The 15546-nt window shown below is 73.2% G+C and carries 13 protein-coding genes; 3 read left to right on the forward strand and 10 right to left on the reverse strand.

Annotation, left to right across the window (positions count from 1 at the left end; all coding sequences use genetic code 11):
- Positions 1-57: 57 nt before the first annotated feature.
- Positions 58-873: a dimethylargininase gene (gene ddaH / locus AB0B85_RS24700; protein ID WP_357411177.1), complete on the forward strand. Its 816-nt coding sequence runs from the start codon at positions 58-60 to the stop codon at positions 871-873.
- Complete coding sequence (gene rocD / locus AB0B85_RS24705; RefSeq protein WP_357411123.1) at positions 870-2084, forward strand: ornithine--oxo-acid transaminase; 1215 nt, start codon at positions 870-872, stop codon at positions 2082-2084. Before ddaH ends, rocD begins: the two co-directional genes overlap by 4 nt.
- A 185-nt stretch (positions 2085-2269) precedes the next feature.
- Here rocD and AB0B85_RS24710 read toward each other — a convergent pair whose 3' ends face one another.
- The 8 genes from AB0B85_RS24710 to AB0B85_RS24745 all read right to left on the reverse strand — a co-directional run bounded on the left by AB0B85_RS24710 (position 2270) and on the right by AB0B85_RS24745 (position 11866).
- A complete protein-coding gene (locus tag AB0B85_RS24710) occupies positions 2270-3424 on the reverse strand; it encodes an FHA domain-containing protein (RefSeq protein ID WP_357411125.1) in 1155 nt (384 codons plus the stop codon).
- The gene (locus AB0B85_RS24715) at positions 3421-3714 is read right to left on the reverse strand and encodes a 4a-hydroxytetrahydrobiopterin dehydratase (RefSeq protein ID WP_357411127.1); all 294 of its coding nucleotides are present in this window, start codon (positions 3712-3714) and stop codon (positions 3421-3423) included. The genes AB0B85_RS24710 and AB0B85_RS24715 overlap by 4 nt, the downstream gene beginning before the upstream one ends.
- A gap of 113 nt (positions 3715-3827) precedes the next feature.
- Positions 3828-4361: a barstar family protein gene (locus AB0B85_RS24720; protein ID WP_357411129.1), complete on the reverse strand. Its 534-nt coding sequence runs from the start codon at positions 4359-4361 to the stop codon at positions 3828-3830.
- Between the two features lie 267 nt (positions 4362-4628).
- A complete protein-coding gene (locus AB0B85_RS24725) occupies positions 4629-5678 on the reverse strand; it encodes an acyl-CoA desaturase (RefSeq protein WP_357411131.1) in 1050 nt (349 codons plus the stop codon).
- Between the two features lie 134 nt (positions 5679-5812).
- Positions 5813-9586 carry a hypothetical protein gene (locus AB0B85_RS24730; protein WP_357411133.1) on the reverse strand — a complete coding sequence of 1258 codons (3774 nt, stop codon included), beginning with the start codon at positions 9584-9586 and terminating at the stop codon, positions 5813-5815.
- A gap of 48 nt (positions 9587-9634) precedes the next feature.
- A complete protein-coding gene (cutA, locus tag AB0B85_RS24735) occupies positions 9635-9955 on the reverse strand; it encodes a divalent-cation tolerance protein CutA (RefSeq protein ID WP_357411135.1) in 321 nt (106 codons plus the stop codon).
- Between the two features lie 73 nt (positions 9956-10028).
- Positions 10029-11033 carry a 1-acyl-sn-glycerol-3-phosphate acyltransferase gene (locus AB0B85_RS24740; RefSeq protein ID WP_357411137.1) on the reverse strand — a complete coding sequence of 335 codons (1005 nt, stop codon included), beginning with the start codon at positions 11031-11033 and terminating at the stop codon, positions 10029-10031.
- Entirely contained in the window at positions 11033-11866 is an 834-nt protein-coding gene (locus AB0B85_RS24745) for a patatin-like phospholipase family protein (protein ID WP_357411139.1), read from the reverse strand. The genes AB0B85_RS24740 and AB0B85_RS24745 overlap by 1 nt, the downstream gene beginning before the upstream one ends.
- Positions 11867-12031: 165 nt before the next feature.
- Here AB0B85_RS24745 and AB0B85_RS24750 point away from each other — a divergent pair, with 165 nt between their 5' ends.
- A complete protein-coding gene (locus AB0B85_RS24750) occupies positions 12032-13477 on the forward strand; it encodes a protein kinase (RefSeq protein ID WP_357411141.1) in 1446 nt (481 codons plus the stop codon).
- A gap of 28 nt (positions 13478-13505) precedes the next feature.
- On the opposite strand, the gene AB0B85_RS24755 is transcribed toward AB0B85_RS24750, so the two are convergent.
- Positions 13506-14561, reverse strand: a complete 1056-nt coding sequence (locus tag AB0B85_RS24755; protein ID WP_357411179.1) for a glycosyltransferase family 4 protein — start codon at positions 14559-14561, stop codon at positions 13506-13508.
- 159 nt (positions 14562-14720) lie between these two features.
- Positions 14721-15392 carry a BON domain-containing protein gene (locus AB0B85_RS24760; protein WP_357411143.1) on the reverse strand — a complete coding sequence of 224 codons (672 nt, stop codon included), beginning with the start codon at positions 15390-15392 and terminating at the stop codon, positions 14721-14723.
- Positions 15393-15546: the final 154 nt, after the last annotated feature.

The raw sequence follows: 15546 nt of genomic DNA on the forward strand, positions 1-15546 counted from the left end.
CCAGCCCGTGGGCCACGGTGGCCGGGCGCGCCCGACCCTGGGAGCAGGACAATGACGATGGACGCCACCAGCCAGCGCCTGTTGATGTGCCGGCCGACGTACTTCGCCGTCGACTACGCGATCAACCCTTGGATGGACCCGAGCGCGCCGGTGGACACCGCGCTGGCCATCCGGCAGTGGGAGCAGCTGCGCCAGACGTACCTTGATCTGGGCCACACCGTCGAGGAGATCACCGCGGTGCCCGGCCTTCCCGACATGGTCTTCGCCGCAAACGGCGGCACCGTGATCGACGGCAAGGCGATGGCCGTGCAGTTCCGCGACCCGCAGCGCGCCGACGAGGCACCGGCCTACCGGGCCTGGTTCGAGGACGCGGGCTTCGAGATGTACGACCCGAAGCACGTCAACGAGGGCGAGGGCGACGTCCTGCTGGCCGGCGACCACCTGCTGGCCGGCACCGGGTTCCGCACCGCGCACGCCTCGCACGCCCAGTTGCAGGAGGTCTTCGGCTACCCGGTGATCACCATGCAGCTCGTCGACCCACGCTTCTACCACCTGGACACCGCGCTTACCGTGCTCGACGAGCGGACCGTGGCGTACCTGCCGGAAGCGTTCTCCCCCGGCAGCCAGGCCGTGCTGCGTCGGCTCTTCCCCGACGCCGTGCACGCCACAATGGCCGACGCCGAGGTACTGGGCCTCAACGCGGTGAGCGACGGCCGGCACGTGGTGCTGCCCGCACAGGCCACCGACCTGGCCGCCAAACTGCGCGACCGGGGCTACGAAACCATCGGTGTCGACCTGTCCGAGCTGCGTAAGGCCGGCGGCGGACCGAAGTGCTGCACGCTGCGACTCCGTCAGGGAAAGGCAAGCAAGTGATTGAGGACATGCTGCGGACCCCGTCCGCCGTGCGCGACGCGGAGAAGTACACAGCGCACAACTACCACCCGCTGCCGGTGGTGATCTCGTCGGCGGAGGGCGCCTGGCTCACCGACGTGGACGGCAAGCGCTACCTGGACTGCCTGGCCGGCTACTCGGCGCTGAACTTCGGCCACCGGCACCCGCAGCTGATCGCCGCCGCGCACGCCCAACTGGACCGGCTCACGCTTACCAGCCGGGCGTTCATCCACGACCAGTTCGCCGACTTCTGCCGCGAGCTGGCCGAGCTGTGCGGCAAGGACCTGGTGCTGCCGATGAACACCGGCGCCGAGGCGGTGGAGACCGGGATCAAGGTGGCCCGCAAGTGGGGCTACCAGGTCAAGGGGGTGCCCGCCGGGCAGGCCAACATCGTGGTCGCCGAGGGCAACTTCCACGGCCGCACCACCACCATCGTGAGCTTCTCCACCGACGAGGACGCCCGCGCCGACTTCGGGCCGTACACCCCGGGGTTCACTGTCGTGCCGTACGGCGACCTGGCCGCGCTGACCGCCGCGATCGACGAGAACACCGTGGCGGTGCTGCTGGAGCCGATCCAGGGCGAACAGGGCGTGGTGGTGCCGCCGGAGGGCTACCTGCCCGGGGTGCGCCAGGTCTGCACCGACCGCAACGTGCTGTTCATCGCCGACGAGATCCAGTCGGGTCTGGGGCGTACCGGCGAGACCTTCGCCTGTGACCACGAGGGCGTCGTGCCCGACATGTACCTGCTCGGCAAGGCGCTCGGCGGCGGCATCGTGCCGGTCTCCGCGGTGGCCGCGAACGCCGACGTGCTCGGCGTGCTCAAGCCCGGCCAGCACGGCTCCACCTTCGGCGGCAACCCGCTCGCCTGCGCGGTGGCGATCGAGGTGGTCCGGCTGCTGGCCACCGGCGAGTTCCAGCGCCGCTCGGCCGAACTTGGTGAACGGCTGCGCGCCGGCCTGGAAGGGCTGCTCGGCAAGGGCCTGGTCGGCGTACGCGTCCGTGGTCTCTGGGCCGGCCTGGACATCGACCCGGCGCTGATGAGCGGCCGGGAGGCGTGCGAGCGCCTGATGGAGCGCGGCATCCTCGCGAAGGACACCCACGGCTCGACGATCCGGCTAGCCCCACCCCTGGTGATCACCGAAAAGGAGATCGACCAGGCGGTAACCACGCTAACCGAGGTGCTGGCCGCCTGAACCCCCGGCGCCGGCCGCCTGAATCCCCGCGCGTTGATCATGAAGTTATTGCCCGCCACCGCGGCGTGTCGTGGCAATAACTTCATGATCAACCGGGGGGGCGCGGGAGCACCGGAGGGCGCGGGAGCACCGGAGGGCGCGGGAGCACCGGGGGCGCGGGAGCGCGCTGGAGGCGCGGGGTGGGGTTACGGGCGGGGTAGGCGCATGGCCATCGTGGGGGCTTCGGCCATTACCGAGGTGGGAGTGAAGGGGGCGCCCGTCGGCAGTTCCTCGGCGCGGCCGATCTGCACGCCCGGGTACAGCTCGATCATGTCGTTCTCGCCCAGCACCCGGGACTGCTGTGGGGCCAGCGGAATCCGGTCCGACTCGGTCATCGAGCCGGCCGGACGGATGCCGGAGCCGTTGGTGCTGATGTCGGTCACGATCACCTCGCCGACCCGCAGCTCGAACTGGACGTGACCACGGCTGATCCACCGCCGGGCCTCGTCGTTGAGCCACTGCCCGAGCATGATCCCGCCGTCCTGCTCGGGCGCCCGGCCAGCCACCACCGGCTTCTCCTCGCTGAGCACGAACCGCCGCCGGACCAGACCACCGACGCGCACCGCGAGCACCTCGGTACGCGGACGCGGGCCGGCGTCGCCGAGCCGCGCGCCGTGCCGGGGGCAGGTCGGCACCCCGTTGCGCAGTGACGGCGGCGGCTGGGCGGCCGGGCTGCGGTCGGCACCACCGGCCAGGTCGGCGAACGCGCCACCCCCGCCACCGCCGCCGAACAGCGCGCAACCCGACTCCGGGCAGCGCCACTGGCGGGCCAGCAGCTTCACCCCGGTCGGCGAGCGCTTGCCGGCGACCGGCGCGTGCCCACCACCGACGTGCGCGATGAACACCGGCCCGCCAGCGCCGGGCACCGGCGCGACCACCCGGCCGGGCTGCTCGACAAGCCACGGGAACCGCCCGCGCAGCCCGTCGAAGCGCACCCGGCTGAGCACCGGCAACCCGAGCAGGTCGGCCACCTCCAACATCCGGTCACCCGGGTTGTCGAGCACCTCGACGAGCCCGTCGTCGGCCCAGCGGCGCACCACCATCCGCTCGTTGGAGGTCAGGTCGGCGTCGGAGAGCAACGCCCGGTGCACCACCGCGTAGACCTGGACGCTGTCCTCCTCCAACTCGCGGGAGAGCGCGTCGATGACCATGCCGAGGCGCAGCAGGCTGGCCGGCCGACCACCGTCGATGTCCTGGTAGCGGATCACCTCGGCCAGGTCGATCACGGCTCGGGCCAGCGACGGATCGGTGCAGACCCGTCCCTCGATGGCGTCCAGAACTTTGCTGATCTCGAATCTCATGCCGCGCTCCGGACGATGTCGTCGATCCGCCGGGCCAACTCGATGTCCAGGTGGGTGACGCCACCGGCCGAGTGCGTGACACAGCGAAAGGTCAGGGTCCGCCATCGGATGTCGATGTCGGGATGGTGGTCGAGTTCCTCGGCCACCGCCGCCACCCGGTCCACCACCGCGATGGCCGCCGGGAAACTGCCGAGCTGGGCGGTGCGACCGATGCCGGTCGGGTCACCCGACCAGTCGGCCAACCGGCCCAGCTCTTCTCGCACCGCGTCCGCGGTGAGCAGGTCTGCCATGAGCAGACCCTACCGGTGGCGCGGTCAGCGAGCCGGACGCGCCACCTTCCGTCGATCGCCCAGTAGCGGTAGGGAGCAGCAGCTCGTACGGGCGTAGCCCCTGCCGCGTCAAATCACTCGGATTGGGACCACACCAGCAGACGGCCATCGGATTGGCGAATCAGCATGTCGTCTCGCGTGCTCAGAACCGTAGCCACCTCCCGAACGTCACGATGCACCAGGAAGAACATGAAGTGGAGTGGAAACGGTGGGCGATCCCGGGGAATTCCATCGGCATCGAGAGAAAGGTTGGCTCGTTCCGCAGCCTCGCACAGCAGGGCGATGAATAGCGGAAAGAAATCCTTTCCCACCAGTACGTCAGCCTCCTCCACAAGAACGACGACAGGGCGCTTGCCGTGCCAACTGCCGTGGAGGTCATCGAGACAATCCACGAGCGCATACCAGTTGTGGCCGAAGTACGAGGGGAATTCCAGCTTGTCCGCGAACTCAGCGAAGAGGCCAGCGGCATCGACCATGCTCCGAGAGTTCAATCTCCGGACGACGCCGCCGGGTGCAAGTGCCGCCACCCTCTCGTGGGCCACGCGGTCGTCGTTCAGCGCGACGACCACCCAGGGCCCGATCGGCGACGCGAGGTCGAACGATGTCACGGATATCTCCGATGTGATAGAAGGTGCCGTAATGGTGAGGGGGTGGAACGTGGACCCCACGGCGATTCAGGAAACGTGGCGACCAGCTTCTCCCAGGGCGGTCCAACAGCGCGACCGACGCTGCCCGCGATGATGAGATCGCCGAGCAGTTGCCCGGCCCCGATCCACCGCTAACCGCGGTCCGGGCATACGACTGTGGGGCGGGCATCTGCTGATGCCCGCCCCACCGCAAAGTCCTCACCGCAGCCGCCCAACGGCCGTTCCCGTTCAGCCGCGCAGCGGCCGACCCACCTCGTGCAGGTGACCGAGCGCCTGCCGGTACGACTCGATCAGCCCGGTCTCGGCGTACGGGATGCCCTGCTCGACGCAGTAGGCCCGAACGATCGGCTGGGCCCGCCGCAGGTTGGCACGGGGCATGTTCGGGAACAGGTGGTGCTCGATCTGGTAGTTGAGCCCACCAAGTGCGGTGTCGACAACCCGGCTGCCCCGCACGTTGCGGGAGGTCAGCACCTGCTTACGCAGGAAGTCCAGCTCGTCCTCGGCGGTCGGCATGGGCATGCCCTTGTGGTTCGGCGCGAACGCGCACCCCATGTAGAGGCCCCACAGCGCCTGGTGCACGACCGCGAAGAGCAGCGCCTTGACCGGGGACATGACCGCCAACAGCAGCGCCACGTAACCGACTGTGTGCACGACGAGCAGCGCCGCCTCGGCCGCCCGGTGTCGCATCGGGACGGCGTACCCGCCGTCCGCCCGGCCCACGATCGCCCGGATGCTCGCCACGTGCAGGTTCAGACCCTCAAGGAGCAGCATCGGGAAGAAGAAGTACGCCTGCCGCTTCGCCATCCAGCGGCCGAATCCCCTGGTTTCCAGCGCCTGCTCGTGGGTCCAGACCAGGGCGCCCGCGCCGACGTCCGGGTCCTCGTCCTCGTGGTTCGGGTTGGCGTGGTGCCGGTTGTGCTTGTCCACCCACCAGCCGTAGCTGAGCCCCACCGCCAGGTTGCCGGCGAGCAACCCGACCAGCTCGCTGGGCCCACGACGGCGGAACATCTGCCGGTGCCCGGCGTCGTGACCGAGGAACGCGACCTGGGTGGTGGCCACCGCCATCAGGGCCGCGAGCGGCAGCTGCCACCAGGAGTCGCCGAGCAGGAACACCGCGACCCAGCCGGCCACGAAGGCGCCGAGGGTGAGCGCGATGCGGGTCACGTACCAGCCGGGACGGCGCTCCAGCAGGCCCGCCTGGCTGATCCGCCGCGACAACTGTGCGTAGTCACTGCCTCGCCGCCGTACTGGCGGTTCCGCCACCGCTCCGAGCACCATTGCTGCTCCCGATCCGCTCGTGCCTGAACCGGGGCGGTTCGGGCTCACTGCCAAGTCTCCGGATCGCGGTAGCGCTGAGTAACCCCGACAGCCCCCGAAAGGGGGGTAGGGCAGGCCCTACCCCCTGGTCCGACTCAGCCCAGCCGGGCCACCGTGGCCCGCAGTCGAGCCAGGTCACGCCGCCGCCGCTCGTAGGTGGCGGCCAGCCCGACGAGCGCCAGCCCACCCACCCCGAGGTAGATCCACCGGGGCAGCAGGTCCCAACCCCGGGCCACCTCGTGCAACGCCAACAGCGCCAGCACACCCCCGCCGAGCAGCACCGGCGCCTGCCACCGGCGGGTGGCGCCGAGCAGTACCGCGCCGAGGGCCGCCGCGCCGAGGAACAGTCGCCGCCACGGCTGCGGGTCCGCCCCGGCCAGCACCGACACGAGACTCGGTAGCAGCGCCGCGACAAGCCCCGGGCCGAGGGCCGGCCAACTGGTCAGCCCCGGCCGGGTGCGCAGCGCCAGCAGACCCGCGCCGAGGGCGAGCGCCGAGGCCGGCAGGGTGTACGCCTCAAGCACTGTCACCCCGCCCGCCACCAGCAGCACCCACGCGCCGAGCAGCTCGCTGCCGGCGGCGATGCCGGCGTACGCCCACCGCCGGCCGGCCGGCTCGCCCCGGCGCAGCAGCCGCAGCGCGACGGCCGCTCCCCAGAGCACGCAGACGGTGGCGAGGTGCCGCGCCTCCTCGACGGCGAGCACGGCCGCCACCAGCGCCACCGCCTGCGCGGCAGCGTCGAGCACCCGCCCGACCCGCTCCCGCGCCGGGACCACCGCGGCGACGGCCAGCACCAGCGCGGCCACCCCCAGCAGCGGGTACGCCGCGACCCGCAGCGGCAGCCCACCGGCGAGCGGGGCGGTCACCGCCAGCGCGGCAGCCGCCCCCACCGCGGCCAACCAACCGGTGACCCGCACCTCGACCGCGCGCGCCCCGACGGCGACGACAACTGCCACCACCAGCAGCACTCCCTGCGCGGCGAGCGTGCCGGCGCGGGTGGCCAGCAGCCCCGCCACACCGGAGGCGGTGAGCACCACCCCCACCGGCACGGCGACCGGTGCGAGCGTCGGACGGGGCACGGCCAGCGCGGCGAGCAGCAGCGCGGCCACCCCGGCGAGCAGGACGACCGCCGGCAGCACCGGCCACGGCGTGCCGGCCGCGACGAGCAGCACCGGCAGCGCGGCCGCGACGAACGGCAGCGCGGGCAACGCCGCAGCAGCGACCCGCAACGCCGCAGCGGCAGCCGGCAGCGGCGGCACCGGCGCATCGGCAGCCGGCAACGCCGCAGCAGCGACCCGCAACGTTGGCAGCGGCGCTGCGGCGGCCGGCAGCGGCGCACCGGCAGCCGGCAACGCCGCAGCGGCGGCCGGCGGCGTTGGCGGGTGGGCCGGCCGGTAACCGGCGAGCACCACGGCCGCCGCCAGCACGACAAACGCCAACCCGACGGGCCACGCCGCCGGTTCGGCGGCGGCCGTGGGCACCCCCGACCAGATTTCTGCCGGACCGCCGAACGGCGACACGAGCGCGGTCACCAGTCTCGGCAGCGCCGCCAGGACAGCGACGAGCGCGAGCGCGCCACCCACCGCCCGCACCGGGCCGGACCGGACGAGCACCGGCGGCCCCCCGACCGGTGACTCGCTCGACCGGGCCGGCCGGTGGGCGAGCGCCGCCGGCCGGTCCCAGCGGACGACGAGCACCACGCCGAGCGCCGCCAGGGCGGCGTACAACGGAAGTGGCTCGTCGCCCGCCAGGACCGGCGGCGTGAGGGCGGGTCCGGTCACCGCGAGCACGGCACCGGTCACGGCGTACCCGGTCAGCTCCATCCGGTGGCGACCCACAGCGAGCACCGCGACAAGCGATAGCCCGGCGGCGACAAGGGCCAGCCGGGCCTGCCACCAGGGGGGCGCACCGGCGGCGAACAGCGCCACCGCGGCGATCCCGGGCAGCGCGAGCTGGGCGGCGAGCAGCCCCACGCCGGCCACCGGTTGGTACGGCCCGGCGCCCCGTCGGGCGGCGAGCGCCAGACCGACAGCGGCGATGCTGCCGAGCGCCACCAGGGCACCTGTGGCACTGGCCACTGCGACAAGCGAACCGTGCGCGAGCAGGACGGCACCGCCGAGCGCACCGGTACGCAGCACGGCGGGGCGGGCCGCCGGGCGGGCCGGTACGGCGACGAGCAGCGCGACCCCGCCGACCAGGTCGACGGCCACCACCGCCGGCCAGGGGGCCGCCCATCCGGCGGGCACGGCGAGCAGCACCGCCACCGCGCCGGTCACTGCGAACACCGCTCGCACCCGCCGGGGCAGCAGCAGCACCGCCGCGCCGAGCGCCAACGCCACGGCGGGTGCCAGCTGCCACCCCCAGTCCAGGTCCGGCCCCATTGCGGCCCCGCGCCACGGCGGCAGCGAGCGGCTCACGGCCGCGACCGCGAGCACCGCGGTGATCAGCGCGGTCAGCTGGGCCATCCCGGCCGCGACCAGCAGCGCACCGGCGCGCGGGCCGGCCTGCCAACCCCCGACCAGCAGCGCACCGGCGCGCGGGCCGGCCTGCCAACCCCCGACCACTGCGGCGGGCCGCCCGGACTCCTGCCGCCCGATGACGCCCGGCGACTCCCGCACCGGCAGCTCTGGGCGCACCGCCGCCGGCAGTAGCCGCACCGCACCGGCCAACCCGAGGGCCACCGCCGCCGCCGCGATCAGCAGCAGTGCCGGCCGCAGCTCGGCCACCGGACGGAGCAGCGCGGCGGCGAGCACCGGCACCAGCAGCCCACCGCCCACCGCCCGCAGCGCCGGTCCGCCGACCAACCAGGCCGCGCCGAGCCCGGTCAGCGCGACGAGCACCAGCGGCAATCCGGCCAGCAGCGGCGAGCCCGCCGCCCGCCCGACAACCAGCGGCACCAGGGCGCAACCCGCGGCACCGACGAGCGCACCCACGTGGCCGACCGCCGCCGACGCCCGGCCGACAAGCGACGCCACGCCGCGCCGGCCGCGCAGTGCGACGAGCACGGCCAGGTCCAGCAGCGCCACGGCGAGCAGCACCAGCACCCATCCGGCCGCGTCCGGTTCGGCCGCGACGGCGAGCAGCGGCAGCACCGGCTGGGCGGCGAGCAGCGCGGCGAACCAGGGCCCGGTCAACCTGCTCCCCCGCCCGTACGCCACGGCGACCGCCGCGCTGGCCACCCCGACCAGCGCGGCGTACCGGCTGCCCGGCCAGTCGGCCACCCCGGCCAGGTCCACCGACCAGGCCGCGTAGCCGTCCAGCACCACCAACAGCAGCCCGACCGCGGCGAACGTCTCCGCAGTGCCGCGCAGCCCCCGCCGGACCGCCAGCAGCGGCACGGTCAGCATCAGCGCGGTGAACGCGGCCAGGATCAACGCCCGCCCACCGACCCCCACCGACGCCCAGGCCACCGCGGTGAACACCACAGCCGCAGTGGCCAGCAGCAGTCCACCGAGGACGAAGAGCAGACCCTGGACGGTCCGGGTGGAGGTCTCCGCCGCACCCGGTGCCGCACCCACCGGAGCACCGGTGCCACCGACCGGCACCGGCCCGCCGACCGGCGCGGAGCCCGCCACCACCGGCACCGGACCGCCGACCGGCGCGGAGCCCGCCACCGCCGGCACCGCCAGCCCCGCCCGGACGACCGCTGCCAGCTCGGCCCGCCGCCGCGAGGTGGCCGACAGGCGGTCAGCCAGTTCGGTGTACGTGCGGCGGGCCTGCTCCACCTCCGGTTCGAGCTGGGCGACCTCCCGGCCCAGCCGGACCACCTCGGCGGCGATCGGATCGGGTGCCCGCCCGCAGCCGGTGCAGCCGGTGCTCAGGTCGGCCGGGGTGCGACAGGCCGGGCAGGGATAGCGGGTGTCATCCACCCGGCCATCATCGGCAGCCCACCGGAACCCGGCCCAGAGTCCGCGTACTCAGGGTCGGGTGTGCTCGTACACCCAGGTCGCATAGGCGGGATCACCACTGTCCACTCGGGACACCAGGATCTCCGGCACCTCGTACGGGTGACTGACCCGGATCTGATCCACCAACGCCGTCAACCGGTCCGGCGCGGTCTTGAACTGCACCGACCACTCGGAGCTGGTCTCCACTCCGGACCGCCACCAGTAGGTGCTGTCCACCTGACCGCCCACCTGGGCGCAGGCGGCGAGCCGGCCGGCAACGGCCGCGGCCGCCAGCACGTCGGCGACCGAGCGCGCATCAACCACAGTCGTCACCACGCAGATCTGGTCCACGCCCGCACCCTACGCGGCACCACCCCCGTGAGCCGGCTTTTCACTCCCGACCGCGAGGCCGCGCTGCGCACGCTCATCGATTTGCCGCGATCCACTCGTCGATCCGCGCCCACCAGTCGAACAGCCAGTCGATGCGTTGCTGCCGCCCGGTCGGCACCTCCTCCGGCGGCACCGACCAGAACCGCATCACGATCTGCTTGTCCATCGGCAGTTCCCGCCACACATCGGCGACGGTGAGCATCCGGTCCAGTCCGGTGTGGGCGACGAAGATGATCCCGGCGTCCGGGGCGGCGTCAAGCGCGGCGAGCATTCCGCCGGGTTGCGGGGCGAGCACGTGCCGCATCCGTTCGGCGCGCAGCGCCATCCGTTCCAGGCCGAGGGAACGCAGCCGGGCGATGGCGCGCAGTCGGCGCTTGGGGGTGAAGTTGCCGCCCTCCGGGAAGATCACGAACGCGTCGTTGTCGTCCAGGCCGGCGGCGAGGTGACCCACCTGGCGTACCGTCTCCTCGCCGCGCTCCGGCGTCGGCGCGATGAAGCGGTTGGGCAGCCTGTTGAGCAGCACGTCGATCGCGGGGTCCCACTGGAGGCTGTCCTTGAGGACGATCCGCGGCTCCCGGTGGAACCAGTTGACCAGGCCGTGGATCAGGATGAACGAGTCGCCCGGCCCGGCGTGCCGGCACAGCACCAGCTCGGGCCGGCCGGGCAGCGCGGTGTCCGGGTCGGTGCCCACCACGTCGATGCGCAACCGCAGGGTCCAGCGGGCCTGCCAGAACAGCACCCGCAGGAACCAGCCGGCCAGCACGTAGTGCGCGCGTTGGAAGGTCGGCGACCGGGTCCGCCAGCCGAAACCGGACACGACCCAGAGCAGGAAGAGCGCGACAAGCGCGGCGGCGTCCCAGACCAGGTAGACGCAGCCGATCCAGAGCAGCCGCAACGGGCGCAACCGCCCCGGGACCAGCGGCGACGCGGCCGCGGCGAGCAGCGCCCAGACGGGCAGTGTGGTGACCACGACGACGGCGAGTGCCACCACTGCGGGCGCGAACAGCAACCGGCGAAGCCACCTGGGGGGCAGCGGCATCACGGCTCCAGGTGGGTGGCGAGGTAGCGCCGGGACGCGGTGTACGCCCGACTGATCCGCCGTCCCACCGCCGCCATGTCCCGGTACGCCCACGGGGTGTCGTCTCGCGGGTTGAGCCCCCCGGTCGGCAGCACGTGCACCTCCACCCCCTCGGGCAGCGCGGCCATCTCCCGGAAGAAGCGGTGCCGGCGGGATATCTCGAAGGCGACCTGCGCGATCTCCCACGGCCGGCGGGGCGGGGTCAGCTCGCGTTCGATCCGGCCCACCTGGAGGACGTAGATCCGGCGGGCACCGACGGCCACCGCCTCGCCGATCGGGATGGAGTTGACGATGCCGCCGTCCACGTAGTGCGCGCCGTTGATCTCCATGGGTGGGAGCAGCCCCGGCACCGAGGCCGACGCCAGCACCGCCGGCACCACCGGACCGCTGTCGAACCAGTGCTCGGCGGCCCGCTCGATGTGCGCGGCGCAGCAGCGGAACGGCACCCGCAGATCGGCGAAGGTGGTGTCCACCCCCAGCTCGGTTTCGAGCAGGCGACGCAGCGGCCGGGGCGAGTGCAGGTGGGTACGGGCGGCGAAGCGACGCAACTGTCGGGCGACCGAGTCGCCGTACACCTCGCTCGCCTCCGGTGAGGCCCAGAGCCGGACCAGCCGGTCGGTCACCGCCTCCGACGGGTCGGCGGCGACGAGCGCGCCGTTCACCGCGCCGATCGAGGTGCCGAGCACCACGTCGGGCTGGATGCCGGCGCGGAACAACGCGCGCAACATGCCCACCTCGACCGCGCCGAGCACTCCCCCGCCACCGAGCACGAATGCCACAGGTCCCGCCGCCATGCCCTTCATCCTGGCACGGGCCCGCAGCCGACCAGCCAGCCGTCGGCGGCTGGCGGTTGGCGCACGCCAGACACCGCCCGGCGACCGGAGCCGGCACCGGCGTTGACAGGCCGAACGCATTCGCGCAACCTGATACCGCTCCCACCCCTGAGGCAGGTGCGATCGGTGAAGGCAGCACTGCATCCGGGCCGGTTGCTGGCCCACAGATACCGACTTCTCGACCAGATCGGCGCCGGCGGCATGTCAGTGATCTGGCGTGCCCACGACGAGGTGCTGGACCGGGTCGTCGCGCTCAAGGTGCTCGCTCCCTCGCTGGCCGCGGACGCGCGCTTCCGGGGCATGGTGCGGGACGAGGCGCGGGCCGCCGCCCAGTTGGTGCACCCGCACGTGACCTCGGTGCACGACTACGGCGAGACTGTCGCCCCGGACGGTTCGATCACCTCGTTCGTGGTGATGGAGCTGCTCAGCGGCGAGGAGTTGGAGCTGCGACTGACCGAGGGGCCGTTGCCGTGGGCCGAGGCGGTCCAGGTGGGCGCGCAGGTAGCGGACGCGCTCGCCGCCGCGCACCGGCTCGGCATCGTGCACCGGGACATCACTCCGGCGAACGTGATGATGACCGGTTCGGGGGTCAAGGTCCTCGACTTCGGCATCGCCACCCGGATCGGCGCCCCCGACGAGGACGAGGACGGCGGGACCTTCGGCACTCCGGCGTACGTCGCCCCGGAACGGCTCGACGGCGCACCGGCCCAGCCGTCCACCGACGTGTACTCGCTCGGCGTCCTGCTGCACGAGGCGCTCACCGGTCGGGTTCCGTACCCGGCGGAGACCTGGGAGCAGCTCAGCGCCGCGCTGGCCAGCGGCCCGGCGCCGACGCTCGCCGAGCTGCCGGAGCTGCCCCCGGGGGTGGCCGAGATCTGCCTGCGCAGCCTGGCCCGCAACCCGGCGGACCGGCCGACCGCCCGACAGGTCGCCAACACGCTTCGCGACCAGTTGGTGCCGGACGACCCGCCACCCGCCACGGTTCGGCTGCCCGCCGAACCCCTGCCGCCGCAGCCGGTGCCCGTGCCGGCGGCCAACGGTGAGCCCACCGGCGCAGAGACGGCCACCGGGTCGCGCTGGTCGCGGCGGCGACTGGCGCTGCTGCTGGTGCCCGTGGTCCTGGCGGTCGCGGTGGTGCTGATCGGCGTGGCCCTGCTCCCCGAGCGGCAGCCCACCCGGCAGGCGCAGCCCTCGGCAAGTCCGGTGACAACTCCCGCCACCGCCCCACCGAGCACCGCCCCGTCCGAGCCGACGACGACGCCGTCAGCCGGGCCGGAGACCCCGTCGTCCCGCTCCGACCCGGGCACCCTGATGGAGGCGGCCAACCGGGTCGACGAGCTGATCGCGGCCGGGCTGAGCGCCGGCGAGATCCGTGACGACGTCGGCCTCGACCTGCGCAACGAGCTCCGCAACCTGACCGCCGCGGTCAGCTCCGGCCACGACGCGCTGGCACCACCGGTGGCCCGACTGCGCGCGAAGGTCGCGGTCCGCCTCGGCGAGGGTGGCATCAGTGCGGCGTACGCGCGGCAACTCGACGCCGCCATCGCCGAGCTGGGCACGGCCCGGGTCTGACCGCCCGGCGACGCCGCGACGGGCCGGGTCAGCGGGCCGACACCCGGGCCGATTCGCGCACCTCGGGGCCGGCGGTGGCGAAACGCCGGTAGATCTCCGCATAGCCGTACGCCATCCGCTCGACCGAGAAGTTCCGCGCGACGTGCGCCACGCAGTCCTCCGGGTCGAGTTGCTCCGCCGCGCGCAGGGCCGCAGGCAGCTCCGCCGGGTGCGCGCAGGCCAGCCCGGTCACCCCGGGCCGAACCAGTTCCGGCACCGCACCACGGTTGAGCGCGACCACCGGAGTCCCGGTCGCCATCGCCTCCAACATGACCATGCCGAATGGCTCATCCCACTGGATCGGCATGATCAGGCAACGGGCGTCGACGAGCATCCGCAGCGTCTCCGCGCGGTCGGCGTTGAGGACGACAGTCACGTTCTCGTCGACGAGCGGGGCGACGACCTGCTCGTAGTAGCGGCGCTCGGCCGGTTCGTTGCACTTCCCGGCGAGCAGCAGGGGCAGCCCGGCCTCCCGGCAGGCCTGAATGGCGAGGTCGGGGCCCTTGTCCGGGCTGAACCGGGCAAGCCACAGCACCGGCCCCCGGCCGGGGGCGGTCTTACGCGGAAAGCCGCGGATGTCGAGTGCGTTGTGCACGGTGCCGGCCCAGGGCAGGTTCGGGTTCAGCTGGCGCTGGGCGTGCGAGATCGCCACCAGGGCCACCCCCGCGTCGATCTCGCTGAGCACATCGCCGTACTCCCCCACCGGGTTGCCGTGCACTGTCGCGACAGTCGGCACGGCCCGGCGCCCGGCGATCAGCGGGCCGATCGTGGTGTGGTCGTGGATCACGTCGAAGTCGGCCGCCGTGATCAGCCGGTTCACCCGAGCCAGGTGGGCCAGTTCGGGCAGTGACTCGCCGAGCCGCTCGTACTGGATCTCCGGCACGGTCGAGACGAAGCCGTCGGCGTCGGTGCCGTGGTGGCTGCCGGCACCGAACAGGGTCACCGCGTGTCCGTGGCTGCTCAACGCGTCCACCAGGGCGGCGACGACCTGCTCAAGGCCGCCGTAGCCGGGCGGCGGCACGGACAGCCACGGCGGAACCACCATCGCGACGCGAAGCGACCGCTCCGGAGGACGGCCCGCGGGCGGGTGGTTCACGGCCACGAGTCCTCCCCGTTGATCTCCGGTACGGCGTGACCGCCGACCGGGCGTGGTCGGCGGCGGATTCCCGGTGGCGTCCCGGGTAAACCGGACAAGGCGGACGGCTCACCCGCCTACCAGAAGTTGGTCGTGCACCACCCGCACTCCCGGCGCGCACCAGGCGACCCGCTCGACCTGGTCGCGTTCCCACCAGGACCGGACCACCCCGGCGAGGACCAGCGTGTCGCCGTCCACCTCGACGGTCACCCGATCGGCGCCGATAGTGCGGGCCAGCGCCCGCTGGACGTCCTGGCGCAGTCGGGCTGCGGCCGGCGGGGCCAGCGGTCGTACCTCGACCAGGTTGGTTATCCCCCGTACGCCGTCGAGCCGGCGCAGCTCCCCCTCGGCGGCCCGCCGCTGCCACCCGGACTCGACCTCACCGCGCAGCACCAGCCAGCCGTTCGCCACCGTCACGTCGAGCCGTTCGGCGGGCACGAAGCTGTCCCACTCCAGGGCACGGGAGGCGGCGACGGCAAGCTCCGCGTCGGTACGCCCCGGCGTGCCGGGCAGCCGGACCTCGATCTCGTCGGCCACCGCCCGTACGCCACGCACCCGCTGGGCGCACCTGGTCGCCGCCCAACCGCGGGCGGCACCGTCCACGTACCCGGTCAGGGTGACCACGCCTCTGTCGACTGTCACGCCGATCTCGTTCGGTTGCAGTCGGGCGTCCCAGGCCAACTCGGCCAGGACGTCGCGTTGGATCCGCTCGTCGTCGCGGACGTCCATCACCTCGGTCATGGCACCCCACCCCCGGTTCCGGTCGCCGAGACCCACTCACCGAAAGCTGCCTGGCACACGGGTGACGGCGGTTCACCCGATCCGGGTGAACCGCCGTCCTAGGCGAAAAGCGCGGCGGGTGACGGAGCCGACCCCCTCGGCCCCGCCACCCGCC

The sequence above is a fragment of the Micromonospora sp. NPDC049044 genome, assembly GCF_040649215.1.
In the GTDB taxonomy this organism is placed as follows: domain Bacteria; phylum Actinomycetota; class Actinomycetes; order Mycobacteriales; family Micromonosporaceae; genus Micromonospora.